This is a genomic window from Roseateles sp. P4_D2, assembly GCF_056401875.1.
In genome coordinates this window covers 248285-264425 of sequence record NZ_JBFUIM010000014.1, presented here as the reverse complement: position 1 = coordinate 264425, position 16141 = coordinate 248285, and the positions used below count along the sequence as shown (strand labels likewise).

18 protein-coding genes are annotated in these 16141 nt (G+C 67.4%); 10 read left to right on the top strand and 8 right to left on the bottom strand.

Translation table 11 applies throughout. The annotated features are described in order from the left end of the window. Positions 1 to 56: 56 nt before the first annotated feature. Entirely contained in the window at positions 57 to 500 is a 444-nt protein-coding gene (locus tag AC1DW0_RS23900; RefSeq protein ID WP_056193646.1) for a carboxymuconolactone decarboxylase family protein, read from the top strand. Between the two features lie 9 nt (positions 501 to 509). On the opposite strand, the gene AC1DW0_RS23895 is transcribed toward AC1DW0_RS23900, so the two are convergent. Beyond that, positions 510 to 1424, bottom strand: coding sequence for a LysR family transcriptional regulator (locus AC1DW0_RS23895; protein WP_477948398.1), 915 nt, complete (start codon positions 1422 to 1424; stop codon positions 510 to 512). A gap of 118 nt (positions 1425 to 1542) precedes the next feature. On the opposite strand from AC1DW0_RS23895, the gene AC1DW0_RS23890 reads away from it, so the two are divergent. The 5 genes from AC1DW0_RS23890 (at position 1543) to AC1DW0_RS23870 (ending at position 8084) form a co-directional block, all read left to right on the top strand. Further along, positions 1543 to 2277: an SDR family oxidoreductase gene (locus AC1DW0_RS23890; protein WP_457323358.1), complete on the top strand. Its 735-nt coding sequence runs from the start codon at positions 1543 to 1545 to the stop codon at positions 2275 to 2277. A gap of 62 nt (positions 2278 to 2339) precedes the next feature. Continuing rightward, a complete protein-coding gene (locus tag AC1DW0_RS23885) occupies positions 2340 to 4337 on the top strand; it encodes a molybdopterin-containing oxidoreductase family protein (RefSeq protein WP_477948395.1) in 1998 nt (665 codons plus the stop codon). A gap of 132 nt (positions 4338 to 4469) precedes the next feature. Further along, entirely contained in the window at positions 4470 to 6458 is a 1989-nt protein-coding gene (locus tag AC1DW0_RS23880) for a M30 family zinc metallopeptidase (RefSeq protein ID WP_477948393.1), read from the top strand. A gap of 62 nt (positions 6459 to 6520) precedes the next feature. Continuing rightward, positions 6521 to 7585 (top strand): aminopeptidase, encoded by a 1065-nt coding sequence (locus tag AC1DW0_RS23875; protein ID WP_477948391.1) that lies wholly within the window; start codon positions 6521 to 6523, stop codon positions 7583 to 7585. Then, positions 7551 to 8084 (top strand): GNAT family N-acetyltransferase, encoded by a 534-nt coding sequence (locus AC1DW0_RS23870; RefSeq protein ID WP_457323362.1) that lies wholly within the window; start codon positions 7551 to 7553, stop codon positions 8082 to 8084. Before AC1DW0_RS23875 ends, AC1DW0_RS23870 begins: the two co-directional genes overlap by 35 nt. Before the next feature lie 119 nt (positions 8085 to 8203). On the opposite strand, the gene AC1DW0_RS23865 is transcribed toward AC1DW0_RS23870, so the two are convergent. Then, positions 8204 to 8980 carry a tetratricopeptide repeat protein gene (locus AC1DW0_RS23865; protein WP_477948389.1) on the bottom strand — a complete coding sequence of 259 codons (777 nt, stop codon included), beginning with the start codon at positions 8978 to 8980 and terminating at the stop codon, positions 8204 to 8206. Between the two features lie 132 nt (positions 8981 to 9112). Between AC1DW0_RS23865 and AC1DW0_RS23860 the strand changes: the two genes are divergently transcribed. Further along, a complete protein-coding gene (locus tag AC1DW0_RS23860; RefSeq protein WP_477948388.1) occupies positions 9113 to 9442 on the top strand; it encodes a polyhydroxyalkanoic acid system family protein in 330 nt (109 codons plus the stop codon). A 29-nt stretch (positions 9443 to 9471) separates the two neighbouring features. Here AC1DW0_RS23860 and AC1DW0_RS23855 read toward each other — a convergent pair whose 3' ends face one another. Continuing rightward, complete coding sequence (locus AC1DW0_RS23855; protein WP_477948386.1) at positions 9472 to 9723, bottom strand: acyl-CoA-binding protein; 252 nt, start codon at positions 9721 to 9723, stop codon at positions 9472 to 9474. Positions 9724 to 9841: 118 nt separating this feature from the next. On the opposite strand from AC1DW0_RS23855, the gene AC1DW0_RS23850 reads away from it, so the two are divergent. Further along, positions 9842 to 11260, top strand: a complete 1419-nt coding sequence (locus AC1DW0_RS23850) for a wax ester/triacylglycerol synthase family O-acyltransferase (protein WP_477948384.1) — start codon at positions 9842 to 9844, stop codon at positions 11258 to 11260. Between the two features lie 171 nt (positions 11261 to 11431). Here AC1DW0_RS23850 and AC1DW0_RS23845 read toward each other — a convergent pair whose 3' ends face one another. The 5 genes from AC1DW0_RS23845 to AC1DW0_RS23825 all read right to left on the bottom strand — a co-directional run bounded on the left by AC1DW0_RS23845 (position 11432) and on the right by AC1DW0_RS23825 (position 14293). Continuing rightward, complete coding sequence (locus tag AC1DW0_RS23845; RefSeq protein ID WP_457325885.1) at positions 11432 to 11791, bottom strand: hypothetical protein; 360 nt, start codon at positions 11789 to 11791, stop codon at positions 11432 to 11434. A 109-nt stretch (positions 11792 to 11900) separates the two neighbouring features. After that, complete coding sequence (locus AC1DW0_RS23840) at positions 11901 to 12242, bottom strand: hypothetical protein (protein WP_056193679.1); 342 nt, start codon at positions 12240 to 12242, stop codon at positions 11901 to 11903. 128 nt (positions 12243 to 12370) lie between these two features. Then, positions 12371 to 12712, bottom strand: coding sequence for a hypothetical protein (locus tag AC1DW0_RS23835; protein ID WP_056193682.1), 342 nt, complete (start codon positions 12710 to 12712; stop codon positions 12371 to 12373). A 127-nt stretch (positions 12713 to 12839) separates the two neighbouring features. After that, entirely contained in the window at positions 12840 to 13613 is a 774-nt protein-coding gene (locus AC1DW0_RS23830) for a tetratricopeptide repeat protein (protein ID WP_056193980.1), read from the bottom strand. 14 nt (positions 13614 to 13627) lie between these two features. Continuing rightward, a complete protein-coding gene (locus AC1DW0_RS23825) occupies positions 13628 to 14293 on the bottom strand; it encodes a TetR/AcrR family transcriptional regulator (RefSeq protein WP_056193685.1) in 666 nt (221 codons plus the stop codon). A 143-nt stretch (positions 14294 to 14436) separates the two neighbouring features. Here AC1DW0_RS23825 and AC1DW0_RS23820 point away from each other — a divergent pair, with 143 nt between their 5' ends. Then, complete coding sequence (locus AC1DW0_RS23820; RefSeq protein WP_056193688.1) at positions 14437 to 15357, top strand: ABC transporter ATP-binding protein; 921 nt, start codon at positions 14437 to 14439, stop codon at positions 15355 to 15357. After that, positions 15354 to 16109 carry an ABC transporter permease gene (locus tag AC1DW0_RS23815; RefSeq protein ID WP_477948381.1) on the top strand — a complete coding sequence of 252 codons (756 nt, stop codon included), beginning with the start codon at positions 15354 to 15356 and terminating at the stop codon, positions 16107 to 16109. The genes AC1DW0_RS23820 and AC1DW0_RS23815 overlap by 4 nt, the downstream gene beginning before the upstream one ends. The last annotated feature ends 32 nt before the right edge of the window (positions 16110 to 16141 follow it).

Sequence of the window (16141 nt, the reverse complement as noted above, 5' to 3'; positions counted from 1 at the left end):
CGCGGCGCCCGGGATTCAACATTCGTTCACCCCAACCCCACCCGCTGGAGCATCTCATGACCACCCCCCGCATTGACTTCTACACCGCCTCCCCCGCCGCCCTCAAGGCCATGCTGACGCTGGAAGGCAGCATTGCCAAGCTGGGCCTGGAGCCCAGCCTCATCGAGCTGGTGAAGATGCGCACCTCGCAGATCAACGGTTGCGCCTTCTGCCTGGACATGCACAGCCGCGACGCCCGCGAGGCCGGCGAGAGCGAGCGCCGCCTGCACGTGCTGCCGGCCTGGCGCGAGACGACGCTGTTCACGCCGCGCGAGCGCGCCGCCCTGGCCTGGACCGAGGCGATCACGCTGATCACCCAGGGCCACGCCAGCGACGCCGACTACGCCGCCGCCACGGCCGAGTTCAACGAGGCCGAGATGGTCAACCTGACACTGGCGATCACGACCATCAATGCCTGGAACCGCTTCGCCATCGGCTTCCGCAAGGCATTGCCCGCCTGAGCGGCCTGATCAGGCGTAGCCGTCCACGCCATTGACGAGCCGCGCGCACAGCCGCGGCTCGCCGAGCTTTTCCAACCACCAGGCTAGCGCCCGGCCGTCCCCGGCGCGCCAGCCCAGGTAAAGCGTGTTGGGCTCGCGCGGCACGCTGGCCTGCTTGGCCACCAGCTCGCCACGCTTGAGCAGCGAGGCCACGCGCACCTCCGGCAGCCAGCCCACGCCCAGCCCGGCGCGCTGGGCCGCAATCTTGGCCGTCATGCTCGGCACGGCCAGCGTGGCCTGGCCGGCGCCGTGGCCATAGGCTCGGCCATCGCCACGGCGTGAGCTGTCGGCCACGACGACGGCGCGGTGGGCCTGCATCTGCTCGGCCGTCAGCGGCCCCTTGACCTTGGCAAGCGGGTGGCGGGGTGACACCGCGTAGACCCAGCTCAGCACGCCCAGCTCACGCCACTGCACACCGGCCTGCGTGGGCGGCTCGTTCGTCGCGCCGATGACGAGGTCGGCTCGGCCCTCGGCCAGCGCCTCCCAGGTGCCCCCCAGCACCTCGTGCGTGATGCGCAGGCTCACGCCCGAAGCCAGCGCATCAAAGTCCTGGATGGCCGGCATCAGGCTCTCGAAGGCGATCAGCTCGTCGGTGACGATCAACAGCCGGTCCTCCCAACCCTTGGCCACCTGCGTGACGCGCCGCGTCAGGCGCTGCATGTCGTCGCGCAGCCGCGTGGCCTCGCGCACCAGCAGGGCGCCGGCGGGCGTGAGCTGCAGCCGGTAGCGGCGACGGTCGAAGAGCAGGGCGTCGAAGCGGCCTTCGATCTGGCGCAGCGTGTACGACACGGTCGACGGGGCCTTGCCCAGGCTGGCCGCGGCGCGCGTCAGGCTGCCGCTGGCCCCGATGGCCTCCATCAACTGGATCTCGTCGTCGCTGAGCATGATGTTCGAAAGCCTTGCACGAGTCGGCCAACACGGCCGTGCGTCAAAAGGGACGCTGAATCCGAGTATCGAGTCCACGGCAAACAAGCCGCTAACCGCAGACCCAAAGGAAACCATCATGTCTTCACGCTTCACCAACAAGACCGTCCTCGTCACCGGCGGCACCTCCGGCATCGGCCTGGCCGCCGCCCGCGCCTTCAAGGCCGAAGGCGCCCACGTCATCGTCACCGCCCGCCCGGGCAAGCAGCACGAGACCGAAGGCTTCGAGCTGGTGGCGCTGGATGCGTCTGACGTGCTCGGCGCCCGCGCGCTGGGTGCCCACCTCGCCGCCGCCGGCCGTCAGCTGGATGCCGTGTTCGTCAACGCCGGCATCGCCGAGTTCGCATCCCTGGCCGATGCCAGCGAAGACCTGTGGGACCGCACGTTCAACACCAATGCCAAGGGCGCCTTCTTCCTGATCCAGGCGCTGCGCCCGGTGCTGGCCCGCGGCGCGTCCATCGTGCTGAACGGCTCCATCAATGCCCATATCGGCATGCCCAACTCGGCCATCTACGCCGCCAGCAAGGCCGCGCTGATCTCGATGGCCAAGACGCTGTCGGCCGAGTTGCTGCCGCAGGGCGCGCGCGTCAACGTCATCAGCCCGGGCCCGGTGACCACGCCGCTGTACGGCAAGCTGGGCTTCGACGCCGACACGCTGACGCAGGTCGCCGCGCAGATCCAGAGCCAGGTGCCACTGGGCCGCTTCGGCACACCGCAGGAGATTGCGTCCACGGTGCTGCACCTGGCCGCGCCTGAGTCGGCCTTCATCGTCGGCAGCGAGATCGTTGTCGATGGGGGTATGAGCCAACTTTGAGCAGGGGGCGGTGCGGATTGCGACAATCGCGGCTCAGCCTGATTTGCGATTGCCTGATCGACATGCACACCCGTACCGTCTTCGGCGCCTGCCCCCACGACTGCCCCGACACCTGCGCGATGCAGATCACCGTCGAAAACGAACGCGTGATCAAGGTGCAGGGCCGCGCCGACCACCCCAACACGCACGGCGCGCTGTGTACCAAGGTGTCGCGCTACCCCGAGCGCACCTACCACCCCGAGCGCCTGCTGCACCCGCTGAAGAGGGTCAGCAAGAAGACCGAAGCGCCGCGCTTCGTGCAGGTGAGCTGGGCCGAAGCCATCGCCGACATCGCCGCCCGGCTCCAGGCGGTGAAGGACCCGCAGTGCATCCAGCCCTACAGCTACGCCGGCACCATGGGCCTGATCCAGGGCGAGGCCATGGCCGGCCGGCTGTGGAACGCGCTCGGCGCTGCGCGGCTGGACCGCACCATCTGCGCTTCCGCCGGCGGCGCCGGCCTGGCAGCCACCTATGGCCACAAGCTGGGCATGCACACGCGCCACTTCGCTGGCGCCAAGCTCATCATCATCTGGGGCAGCAACTCCATTGCGTCCAACCTGCATTTCTGGACCTATGCGAACCAGACCAAGCGCGAGGGCGCCAAGCTGATCTGCATCGATCCGCGCAAGACCGAGACGGCGGACAAATGCCACCAGCACATCGCCGTGCTGCCCGGCACCGACGGTGCGCTGGCCCTGGGCCTGATGCATGAGCTGATCCAAAACGGCTGGCTGGACCAGGACTACATCGACAACCACGTCGACGGCTGGGACGAACTGCGCGGCAAGGCCTTGGACTGGCCGCCCGAGCGCGTCGCCGAGGTCTGCGGCGTCACGCCCGACGAAGTGCGCGGCCTGGCCCGCGACTACGCGACCACGACACCCGCCGCCATCCGCATGAACTACGGCCTGCAGCGCGTTCGCGGTGGCGGCAATGCGGTGCGGCTGATCGCGCTGCTGCCCTGCCTGACCGGCGCCTGGCGCCACCCCAGCGGTGGCGTGCTGCTGTCGGCCTCGGGCTGGAACGCGCCGTACAAGAACCCGGATCTGGAACGCCCGGGCCTGCTCGCCGGGCGCACACCGCGCATGGTCAACATGAGCACCATCGGCGACGCGCTGCTGCAGGCCGATCCGCCCATCGAGGCGCTGATCGTCTACAACAGCAATCCCGTTGCCGTCGCGCCGGAGTCGCCCAAGGTGGTGAAGGGCTTTCAGCGCGAGGACCTGTTCACCGTCGTGCTCGAGCACTTCATGACCGACACGGCCGACCTGGCCGACTATGTGCTGCCGGCCACGACCCAGCTCGAGCACCTGGACGTGCACACCTCGTATGGCCACACCGATGTGCTGATGAACCAGCCGGCTGTTGCGCCGCTGGGCGAAGCCAAGACCAACACGCAGATCTTCCGCGAGTTGGCCGCGGCGATGGGCCTGACGGATCCCTGCTTCAAGGACAGCGATGAGGACCTGGCCGCGCAGGCCTTCACGTCAGACATCGACATGGGCCTGCTGCGCGAGCAGGGCTGGCAGCCCCTGCCCATTCCCGAGGCGCCATTTGCCGAGGGCGGCTTCCGCACCCCCAACGGTCGCGCGCAGGCCGCCGGCGCCGACTACGTGCCCAACTACGAAAGCGCGCAAAGCTCGCCCGAACTGGCCGCGCGCTACCCACTGGCCATGATTTCGCCGCCGGCGCGCAACTTCCTGAACAGCAGCTTTGTCAACGTGAAGAGCCTGCGAGACATCGAGAGCGAGCCCATCATCGAGATGCACCTCGGCGATGCCGTCGAGCGCGGCCTTGTCGATGGCGCCCTGGTGGCCGCATTCAACGACCGCGGTCGCTATGTGGCCAAGCTCAAGGTCAGCACGCGCGCGCGGCCCGGCGTCGTCAACGGCCTGGGCGTGTGGTGGCGCAAGCTCGGCGTGCAGGGCAGCAATGTCAACGAGGTCACCCACCAGCGCCTGACGGATATGGGCAATGCCCCGGCTTTCTACGACTGCCTGGTGCAGGTTGAAGCTGCCTGAACTTTCCTGACGTGATTTTTGACGTCTGAACCGGGCGGCTAACGGCGCGATGCGCCGGGACGCGTTGGCACAATCCGTGCCCGGCGCCACGCACGAGGATGCGGTGCCGAGAACACAAGGACAGGGAGAACGATGGAGGGCCTCTTCAAGGCTGGGCTGCGCCATGTGGCGGCTGCCTGTGGACTGATGCTGCTTGCCGCCTGCGGCGGCGGTGGAGGCGGTGGCGGTGTGTCGACGCCGACGCCGCCAACGGCGCCCGCCGTGCCAGACCCGGTCGTGCGCCTCAGCGCCTCGGCCACCCAGCTCTACGCCGGCGAGTACGTGCAGTTCACCGCTGGTGATACGCAGAATGGTGTCAACTGGCGCTGGGAGTTCAGCGACGGCGCAGCGGCCGAAGGCCTCACCGTGGAGCGCCGTTTCGCCCAGGCGGGCAGCTTCACCGCCACGGCCGTAGCGCAGAACAGTGCCGGCGTGACGGCGCGCGCCAGCACCACCGTCCAGGTCGAAGCACAGCCTTCGCCGGTGGCACGTGCTGCCGGCTCACTCTTGCCAGGCTGCAGCGGCCTGCACTGTGCGGTGGCTGCGGATGGGGGCTATGCCGGCAGCGGCGTTGGTGTCTGGCGTTTGCGCAACGCCGGCGCCACGTCCCAACTGGTCGACGTGGACATCGCCAACGTGCAGCCTGGGCAGTCCGTGACGCTGGTATTCAGCAACGGCCAGGCCAGCGATGCCACCGAGCTACCGAAGAGCGGCAGCGCTGCAGTGGTCAGCCTGGGCGCGGCACCGAACGCCCGAATTCAGGCTGCCAGTGCATCAGCTGCCGACGAATCCCATCACGACGCCCTGCACGCGCGCATGCTCGGCCTGCAGCAGCAACAGTCGCTGGAGGATCTGCAGGATCAGCAACTGCCTGCTCGGCCCCTGCCGGAGAGCGCCATCGAGCCGCGCCGCCGCGCCCTCGCCGCCGCCGAGGTCGGCAGCACACGCATCTGGAACGATCTCTATGACGATCCCGCCAAGCCCGTGCCGTTCACGGCCAGCGTGCTGAGCACCTGCAGCACCGGAACCGGCCGTCGTCTCGTCTTCTGGGTCGACCAGGCGCTGACCACGGCCCGCACCGTCGAAGCGGCCCAGATCGAGCCCCTGAAGCGCAGCTTCTGCGGCGACCAGGGCGGCTTTGCGCGTGTCATCGCCATGCTCGGCGACGTCTGGGGCGGCAGCGAGGTGACCAACCGGCCGTGGCTGATCCAGGAAAGTGCGGCGCAGCTGCAGGACGTGAACATCGTCGTCACCGACCACATGGGCGCCGACGCCTCCGCGGCCGGCTACTTCTATGGGCTGAACAACTCCTACCGCTGGCGCAACAGCCGCTACGCGAATTCCAACGAAGCGCTGGCCTTCTTCGTGAACGGCACGGGCCTGGCAAGCAACCCGACCTTCTACGCGTCCACGCTGGTGCACGAGCTCACGCACATGGTGACCTATCACCAGGGCACGATCCAGCGCGGCCTGCTGCACGACGCCTGGTTGGAAGAGACGGCTGCCATGGCCACCGAAGACCTGCTGGCCGAGACCATCACGCCGGGCGCCAACAAGATCGTCATCTTCCGGCTGCCCAGCTACCTCCGTTCTGGTGGCAGTGTGGCCATGATCGACTGGCTGGAGGACGCCGACAGCGCCAACTATGGAGCCGGCGGCAGCCTGGCCGCCTTCTTGAACCGCCGCTACGGCAGCGGCTGGTGGCGCCAGTTGGTGACTGATTGCAGCGCGACGGCCAGCAGCTACAGCTGCCTGGACACGCTGCTGCGGCGCGCCGGCAGCGAGGGCCTGGCCGACGAGTGGGAGCGACTGGGCAGCAGCGTGTTCGGCGGCATGCCGCAGCGCCATGCGCCCTGGGGCTATGGTTTCCCGCAGGTTCAGTGGGAAGGGCTGTGGCTGATGGGCACCGACACCGCGCAGCAGGCCACCAGCCGCAAGGCTGCGCCCATCAGCGGACTGACGCGCTTCGGCCGCACCGGGCACACCTACCTGGACGATCAGGTGCCGGCCGGCGCAACGCGCTACCAGCGCCGCGGCGTGCGCGTGCCCGCGGGCACCGTGCTCACGGTGGTGCTGCGCTGACAGTTACCTGCGTGGCGAAGCGGGTGGTGACAATCGCGGCTCCGCCTGCACCGCGATCTCGCTTGATCTCTCCACGCGCCTTGCTCGTTGCCGTCGCCGCGCTCTCCCTGAGCGGCTGCGGCGCCGTGGGCCATTGGGGCCAGGCCGCCGGCGGCCATCTGGGCATCGTTCGTGCGGCCAGGCCGGTCAGCGACTGGCTGGCCGACCCGGCCACCCCACCCGAGCTGGCCGAGCGCCTGAAGCTGACGCAGCAGATGCGCGACTTCGCCACCGCGCGCCTGGCCCTGCCCGACAACAACAGCTACCGCCGCTATGCCGACCTCAAGCGGCCAGCCGTCGTCTGGAACATCGTCGCCGCGCCCGAGTTCGGCTTCCAGCTCAAGACCTGGTGCTACCCCATCATGGGCTGCGCCGGCTACCAGGGCTGGTTCGACCGCGATGCCGCGCAGCGCCACGCGGACGAGCTGAAGGCCGAGGGCTGGGAGGTGCAGGTGCAGCCCATTCCCGCCTATTCGACGCTGGGCTGGAGCCGCTGGTTCGGGGGCGACCCGCTGCTCAATACCTTCATCCGCTACCCCGAGGGCGAACTGGCGGCCATGGTCTTTCACGAGCTGACCCACCAGCGCGTCTACACCAGCGATGACACCGGCTTCAACGAGGCCTATGCGACAGCAGTCGAGATGCTCGGTGCCCGCGAATGGCTGGCGGCCAAGCCCGAGGCCCTGGCTGCCTTCGAGGCCGGGCGGGCGCGGCGGGCGCGCTTCCTGGCGCTGGCGCGCGAAGGGCGGGAGAAGCTCAAAGCGGTTTACGCCGGCCCGGCCGAGGCGCGTGCCGAAGCCAAAGCCGCCGTCATGGCCGAGCTGCGCGAACGTGCCCCCAAGGAGGCGCCAGGCTACGAAGCCTGGTTCCAGCGTGCCAACAACGCCAGCTTCGCGATCCTGTCTGCCTATGACGAACTGGTGCCGGCCTTCACGCGCCTGTTCGAGCGCGAGGGTCGTGACTGGGTGAAGTTTCACGCGGCCGTCGAACGGCTGAAGCCGCTCGCGCGCGAGGAGCGTCGAGCTACATTGAAGAGCCTTGAGGGAGGCACTTATGACACTGATCCTGCGACGCGTCCGGCCCAGTGATGCCGCTGCGGTTGCCGAGCATCTGGCCGAGCCGGACATCTTTCCTGGCCTGCTGCAGCTGCCCTACGCCAATGCAGAACTGTGGCAACAGCGCCTGAGCACGCCACCCGCCGCTGGCTCGCCCGAGCTGTTCCTGTTGGCCGAACGCGACGGCAAGCTGCTCGGCAGCGCCGGCCTGCACCCGGTCGGCGCCCAAGTGCGCCGCCGCCACGCAATGGCGCTGGGCATCTCGGTGTCGGCCGCGGCGCAGGGGCAGGGCATTGGCGGTGCCTTGATGACTGCGCTGCTGGACTACGCCGACAACTGGGCGCAGGTTCTGCGCGTGGAGCTGACGGTCTACCAGGACAACGAGCGCGCAATCCGGCTGTACGAGCGCCATGGTTTCGAGCACGAAGGGCGGCTCAGGGCCTATGCGCTGCGTGATGGCGTCTACGTGGATGCATTGACGATGGCGAGGCTGCATCCGAGGCAGCCGTTGGTGCGAGCAACTGCCGCTTGATCGCTAAATAGGTGGTGTGTGCCAACGCACCGGACTGGCGACGGACAGTTCGTCGCAGGTGTGGCCCCAACGCGAAGACGTCAATCAAGTGGTGTTGAGCGGCTGGCTGCGGCGCATGTTCATGCGATGGAGGTGGGGCCGGAATCATGCGCCAGCGGGTGGCTGTTGCGCCAGCCGAACAGGCCGAACAGGCCGGCCAGGACCGCGGCGAGGCCGGCGATGATGGCCGTGGCGCTGGCGACGTGCAGCAGCCGGCGGCGCTGCCTGGCGCTCAGCATGGCTTTGCGTGCCGGAGTCTGCGCGAGCTCGTGAATCAGCATGATCTCGTGCTGGCGCTCCTCGATGGCGCGCGCAAGTTCGCCGCCGTGCTCCATGCGACGCGCGAGTTCGCGCACCGCCTCCAGCTCGCGCTCGCGGATGCGCAGGCCTGGCGCCTTCAGCGGGCTGCCCATGGCGCGGGCGCGCATATAGAGGGCCTTGGCGGCCAGGCGGTCGGGCTGGCAGCCCCAGCCTGACTCCAGGCAGGCGGCCAGATTGAACGTGGCATCGGCGTGGCCTTGGGATGCAGCGACGGTGTAAAGCGCCACGCCGCGCGGTGCATCGGGGTCGCCACCCCAGCCGGCGACGAGGATGCGGCCTAGATGGAATTTGGCAGTCAGGCTGCCCTCGCTGGAGGCGCGCTCCAGGCGCTCACGGGCCTGCACCGGGTCCCGCGGCAGGCCCAGGCCCTCAAGCTGGCAGAGCGCGAACATGGCCAGTCCCTCGGCGTCGCCCGCGTCGGCGGCGACGCGGAACCAGTAGACAGCCTGTTCATGGTCGGGCTCGGGCGCACGGAAATGCGTCAGCCCCTCCATGAGCGGGTCGAGGCAGAGCGGGTCGGGGTCGACAAGGCGCATGGATCCTCCCTGGGCTTCGGCTGGCTTTGCGCCAGGCTTTTCTGCGCCTAAGTATGGAGGCAAATGCGCCCACGGCAGTGGCACCGCCCTTCTCGCTTAGAGTGGGGTGCACGAGACAACGGAGAGCCGCTGATGGCCGAGATCCGCATTCACCGAGACCACGACCTGGGCCTGAAGAAGGCCCGCGAGATTGCCTGGAAATGGGCCGAGCAGGTCGAAGAGAAGTTCGACATGGAATGCACGGTGCATGAGGGTGACGACGGCGACACCGTGGAGTTCACGCGCTCCGGCGTCAAGGGCGAGCTGAGCGTGGCGGCCGACCACTTCGACCTGGTGGCCCAGCTTGGCTTCCTGCTCGGGGCCTTCAAGAAGACGATCGAGGGCGAGATCGAGAAGGAACTCGATGCGCTGCTGGCGGCCGGGGCCAAGAAAAAGGCGCCGGCCAAAAAGAAACCGGCCTGAAGCCGGTTCTTGGGTGCGCCGAGGAGGCGTTACTTCAGAGATTCGATGAGGTCGACGTACTGCTGCATGGCATCGTCGGTCGACGTGCCCTTCAGCTCGTTCCAGGCATCCCATTTGGCGCGACCGACCATGTCGGTGAAGCCGGGGCGCTTGCCGTCGACGTCGCCGGCGCTGCCCTGCTTGTAGAGCGCATAGAGCTTCAGCAGCGTCATGTTGTCCGGCCGCTCGGCCAGGTTCTTGGAGTCGGCGACAGCGGCTTCGAATTGGTCTTTCAGGCTCACGGGGGTTCTCCAGGCTGATTGGGGCGTCGATTCTCATGACAATCGACCGACGGGCCGCCGAGTTTAGGCCCGGCCAATAACGAATCCGAGGAGACGCATGGGCCCCAGCAGCGAACGCATGTCCAAGGTGGATACCGCCTGGCTGCGCATGGACACCGAGGCCAACCTGATGATGATCGTCGGGGTCTGGTCCATCCGCCCCGGCATCACGCTGGCCGCGCTGCGCGAACGCGTGGCCGAACGGCTGCTGCAGTACCCACGCTTCCGGCAGAAGGTCGTCGAGGACGCCTTGCTGGGCGCCCAGTGGGTGGCCGACAAGGATTTCGATATCGCCCGCCACGTCGTCGCCGAGGTGCCGCTGCCCCTGCGCGGCCAGAGCCGTGACGAGGTGTTGCGCGAGCGTGTCGCCGAGCTGTGCTCCGAAGCGCTGGACCCGGCCCACCCGCTGTGGCAGTTCCAGCTCATCGAGGACATGGGCGACGGCACGAGCGCGCTGATCGCCCGCATCCACCACTGCATTGCCGACGGCATCGCGCTGATCGCCGTCATGCTGTCCATCACCGATGGCGGCAAGGCGCCGCCCAAGCGCGCGGCAAAAGATGTTGAGGAGCCCGGCGAGGCGGACTGGCTGCTCGACGCCTTCCTGCGCCCGATCAGCAACCTGACCGTCAAGGCCATCGGCATGACGGGCAAGGGTGTGGCCAAGGGCGTGGACCTGGCCATGCGTGGTGACACGCCGATGGATTCGTCGCTGGAGATGGCCCGCATGGGCTACCAGGCCGTGTCCGACGTGGCCGCCTTCGCGCTGATGCCCGACGATTCGCCGACCCGCCTCAAGGGCAAGCCCGGTTCGAAGAAAACCGTGGCCTGGGACGACAGCCTGGCGCTGGACGAGGTCAAGGCGGTGGGCAAGGCCTTGGGCGCTTCCATCAACGACGTGCTGCTGGCCTGCGCGGCCGGCGCCATCGGCCGCTACCTGGCGGACAAGGGCGACGACCCGGCGGGCAAGGAGATCCGCGCCATGGTGCCGGTCAATCTGCGCCCGCTGGAGCAGGCCTGGCAACTCGGCAACCGCTTCGGCCTGGTGCCGCTGGTGCTGCCCATCGGCATCGCCAACCCCATCGAGCGGCTGTTCGCGGTGCGCGCGCGCATGAGCGAGCTCAAGGGCAGCTTCCAGCCGGTGATGGCCTTCGGCCTGCTGTCTGTCGCCGGCCTGCTGATCAAGCCCGTGCAGCACGCGATGCTCAACCTCTTCGCCAAGAAGGCGACGGCGGTGATGACCAATGTGCCGGGCCCGGCCGAGGCGCTCAAGTTCTGCGGCTCGACGGTGGAGAAGGTGATGTTCTGGGTGCCGCAGTCGGGCGACATCGGCATGGGCGTCAGCATCCTGACCTACGCCGGCCGCGTGCAGTTCGGCCTCATCACCGACACCGGCCTGTGCCCCGACCCCGAGGCCATCATCGCCAACTTCGCACCGGAGTTCGAGAAGCTGCTGATGCTGGCGCTGATGATGCCGTGGGGGCAGGATGCAGCCTGAGACTGCTCTCATTTGGTCATCGCATGGTCGTCGGGCCGAGCGCCGGGCCGCTCCCAAGCCGGCCCGTTCGGCGATGTGCTTGCGGCTCAATGCCGCAAGCATCGCCGTCCCCTCGGGGGACCGATCAGGCTTGCCTGCGTTCAGCCGGGCAAGACTGAGCGAGGGGCCTGCTCACTTCGACTTGGGCACCGCCGCCGTCGTGACGGCGTTGGCCTTCTTGGGCTTGGCCTTGCCGGCAGCGGTGGGATAGGCCATCGTCACCGTGGCCGGGTCGGCCTTTTCCAGATAGGACGCGAACTGCGCTTCGTCGCAGGGCTTGGCGTCGTTGTAGTACCGGTGGTCGCCCTTGGGGCGTTCGCCGGTGAAGGTCGGCGCCACCGCGCCGGCGGCGTAGTAGGTGGCGACGTGGCTGGCATAGGCCTGGGCGCAACCATCGTGCAACACGGCCTGGGCGTGGCTGGCCGGTGTGTCGGCCGCGAAGGCCGGCAGCGCGGTGACCAGAGACGCAATGGTGACTGCGAGGGTTCTCATGGCGGACCTCCTTGCTGCTCAAGGTGAGCCCAAGGCTACGCCTAAGTGCAAGCAAATGCACGCCGCACTGCACCAATCAAAAGGCGCCCGAAGGCGCCTTTGCATCGACTCAGCCCTTGGGCGCGGAAGGCGCCGTGGCCGGCTTCTTGGCCTTGGGGCGGCCGGCGGCGGAAGGGTAGGCGCGCATGACGAGGGCAGGGTCGGCCTTGTCGAGATAGGCCGCCAGCTGCTCCTCGGTGCAGGGCTTGGCGTCACCGTAGTACTGGGAGTCGCCGGGGTATTTGTCGCCGCGGTACTCAGGCGCATTGCCGGCTGGGTGATGGGCGCTGAAACTGGCGTAGCTTTGCGCGCAGCCGGTGCGCAATTCGGAACGGGCCTTGTGCACGTCAGCGTCATCTGCGAGGGCAACGGTGCCGGCCAGGCAGGTCAGGGTGGCGATGAGGATCTTCACGGCGTGGCTCCTTGGAAAGTCCAGTGACTTTCAACATTAGGTCGACCGCGCCGGAAAAACAAAAGGCGCCCCGCAGGGCGCCTCGTTGGCTGACGATTCGAAACGATCAGCGGCGAATCACAGGCGTTTCACAGACGGAAAGGCTCGGCCTTCTTCTTGGCGGCGGTCGGGCGGCCGGCGGCCGTCGGGTAGGCGGCCATCACCTTGGCCGGGTCGGCCTTGTCCAGGTAGGCGGCGTACTGCTGCTCGGTGCAGGCCAGCAGCTTGCCCGGCTTGGCTTCGCCCTTGTACTTGCCATTGGCGTAGACAAACTGGTACTCATTGGACGGGACCGGCGTTGCCACGCTGCTGGTGTCGGTGTAGCTCTTGGCGCACTCGGCGCGCAGTTCGGCCTGCTCGGGCGTGGCGTTGTTGCCGGCTTGGGCGGCAAAGACGGTGACGGCAGCGAAAGCGGGGATCAGGAACTTCATGGCGCGGTCTCGTGTGGGGGGTGGCTGGTGGGGACGAAGCTTACGCCGCGACGCGCTGACTTGCACCCCCGGAGGCACGGGAGATCGGGTCGTGAACTCCGTCACGATCTGCGATCGGTACCGTGAATTACTCCTCAAGTTCCTCTTTGGCCAGCTCGATGTCGAGCAGTTCCATCGCGTCCATCGCGTCGCAGGCAGCCGCGTCGGCGTACAGCTTTTCGGCTTCCTTCATGCGCTTGTCGCCCTCCAGCATGACGAGGCCGTTGGCACGTTCGATCATGGCGATGGCACTGGCCGGGTTGAGCTTGAGGGCCTGCTCGAACATCTTCAGGCCGGTGGCCGTGTCAGCACCTTGGGTGCGGCCCAGCAGCTTGCCGACCTTGTCGATGACTTCGGCGTGGAAGGCACCCAGCGCGATGTGGGCGTCAGCGTGCTTGGGCGCGAGTTCGATGGTGGTTTCCAGCGCGTTCTTGACCTTGCTGCCCAGGCCTTGCGCCAGCGCCTTGGCGACGCTGATGCCCTGGCCGTAGCGGCCGATCGCGTAAGCCTGCCAGTACCAGGCGTTCGGGTTCTTGGGCTCCTCGCCCTGCTGCGCCTCGGCGCGCTCCGCGATCTCCAGGAACATCTCCAGCTTCACCTTCTCCTTCTTCTCGAGGTAGTTGGCGTAGATGCCCTGGGCCTTGTTGGCGACCGTGATGCCGGCGCCACCGGCGGCGAGGCCCGCGTCGTAGGCGGCCTGGAAGTCACCGGCATGGAAATGAATCCAGGCCTGCAGCACCGCGGCGTCCTTGGGGAGGGGCTCGGCGTCACCGGCATGCAGCCGCGCCCAGTGCTTCTTAAGCGTGGCCGGCGTGTAGACGAAGGCGCTGTTGTCGTAGGGGAAGGCAGTCCACTTGGCCATCGCTTTTGTCTCCATCAGGGTTGTGATGATTGGTATTGGCCGGCGAGCTTGAAGAGGTGTTCCTTGGACGCAGGCTCAAGGTAGGGTAGCAGCAGGGAGAGCGCGTGGAAGGCGCCACGCATCAGCGCTGCGCCGGCGCGATCGGGCTCCAGCGCATGGCGCGGGTCGCGCACGTATTCGTAGCTCAGCCAGTAGCTCACCACCACGACCATCGCGTTGGCCGTCGGCGCCGCCTCGCGCAGGTCCATCTTCAGCGCGCCGCCCAGGTGCAGCCCCGACAGTACGTGGCGCATCGCCTGCTCCTTGGCGGCAAGCAGGGTCTGGAAATGGGTTTCGAGGCGGCGGTTCTTGAACAGCAGGTCGTTCAGGTCGCGGTACAGGAAGCGGTGCTTCCAGATCAGCTCGAACAGCATGTGGAAGAACAGCCAGGCGTCCTCCACATTGCGCACGTTGTCGGCCGCGGCGAGCAGCTCGTTCAGCTCGGCCTCGTAGCGGCCGAAGAGCGCGTTGACGAGTTCGTCCTTGGCCGGGTAGTGGTAGTAGAGGTTGCCCGGGCTGATCTTCAGTTCCGCCGAGATCAGCGTCGTCGAGACATTGGGCTCGCCAAAGCTGTTGAACAGCTCCAGCGTGACCTCCAGGATGCGCTCGGCGGTGCGGCGGGGGCGTTTGGGGGTGGGCATGTCAGGAGCGCGCGGCCGCCCGGAGCGGATGACGCACCCCCTCGGGGCACAGTGAATGCAATGAGCATGGGGGCGCACAGTTCATCGGGTCATTCTGGCAGTGATCGGCACCGAAATAGGGCTGACTTTTAGAATCGCGCCCCATGCCGAATTCAGCCTCCCCGCCCGCCATCTCCTTCGAGAACGTCAAGAAAACATACCGGGGAGGGCAGGTGAAGGCGTTGGACGGCGTCAGTTTCGACATCCACTGCGGTGAGTTCTTCGGCCTGCTGGGCCCCAACGGTGCCGGCAAGACGACGCTGATCAGCGTGCTGGCCGGCCTGGCCAAGGCCACCGAAGGCCGCGTGCGCGTGATGGGCCATGACGTGGTGGACGACTACGCCGCCGCCCGCAAGGCGCTGGGCGTGGTGCCGCAGGAACTGGTGTTCGACCCCTTCTTCAGCGTGCGCGAGTCGCTGCGCATCCAGAGCGGCTATTTCGGCGTGCACGGCAACGACGACTGGATCGATGAATTGCTGCACAACCTGGGCCTGACGGACAAGGCCAACGCCAATATGCGCCAGCTGTCGGGCGGCATGAAGCGCCGCGTGCTGGTCGCCCAGGCGCTGGTGCACCGCCCACCCGTCATCGTGCTGGACGAGCCCACGGCCGGCGTGGACGTGGAACTGCGCCAGACGCTGTGGCAGTTCATTGCCCGCCTCAACAAGGAAGGCCACACGGTGCTGCTGACCACGCATTACCTCGAAGAAGCCGAAGCCCTGTGCCAACGCATTGGCATGCTGAAGGCCGGCCGCATCGTGGCACTGGACCGCACCTCGCAGCTGTTGGCGGGTACGGCGTCCACGATGCTGCGTTTCAAGACCGATGCCGCGCTGCCACCTGACATCGCGGCGCGTGCGCGGGTAACGGGGCGCATCGTGCAGGTGACGGCGCATGACGCCCATGAGGTCGAGACGACGCTGGCCGAGCTGCGCGGACAGGGAGTTCCCATCGAAGACCTGGAGATCGGTCGCGCCGATCTCGAAGACGTGTTTCTTGAAATCATGCAGGGAGAGCACGCATGAATGGCGCCTCCACCCTCTTCAAGAAGGAAGTGCTGCGCTTCTGGAAGGTCGCGTTCCAGACGGTCTGCGCCCCGGTGCTGACGGCGGTGATGTACCTGCTCGTTTTCGGCCACACGCTGGAAGACCATGTGAAGGTCTACGACAGCGTCGGCTACACGCAGTTCCTGATCCCCGGTCTCGTGATGATGAGCGTGCTGCAGAACGCCTTCGCCAACAGCTCGTCCAGCCTCATCCAGAGCAAGATCACCGGCAACCTCATCTTCCTGCTGCTGACGCCGCTGTCGCCGTCGGCCTGGTTCGTCGCCTATGTCGGCGCGGCCGTCGTGCGCGGGCTGGCAGTGGGGGCGGGCGTGCTGCTGGTCACCGCCGGGTTTGCGCCGCCGGGCCTGGACAACCTGCTGTGGGTGCTGCTGTTCACGGTGCTGGGCGCCGGCCTGATGGGCACGCTAGGCCTGATTGCGGGCTTGTGGGCCGAGAAGTTCGACCAGCTGGCCGCCTTTCAGAACTTCATCATCATGCCGATGACGTTTCTGTCGGGCGTCTTCTACTCAGTGCACTCGCTGCCCGGTTTCTGGCAGGGCATCAGCCACCTGAATCCCTTCTTCTACATGATCGACGGCTTCCGCCGCGGCTTCTTCGGGGTCAGCGACGTGTCGCCTTGGCTCAGCCTGGGCGTTGTCGGGGTCAGCTTCGCGGTCACGGCAGGCCTCGCTTTATCGCTGCTGAAGAGCGGCTACAAGATCAGAAGCTAAGCCGTCTCTAGAATCTCGGGTTTCCACCGAGG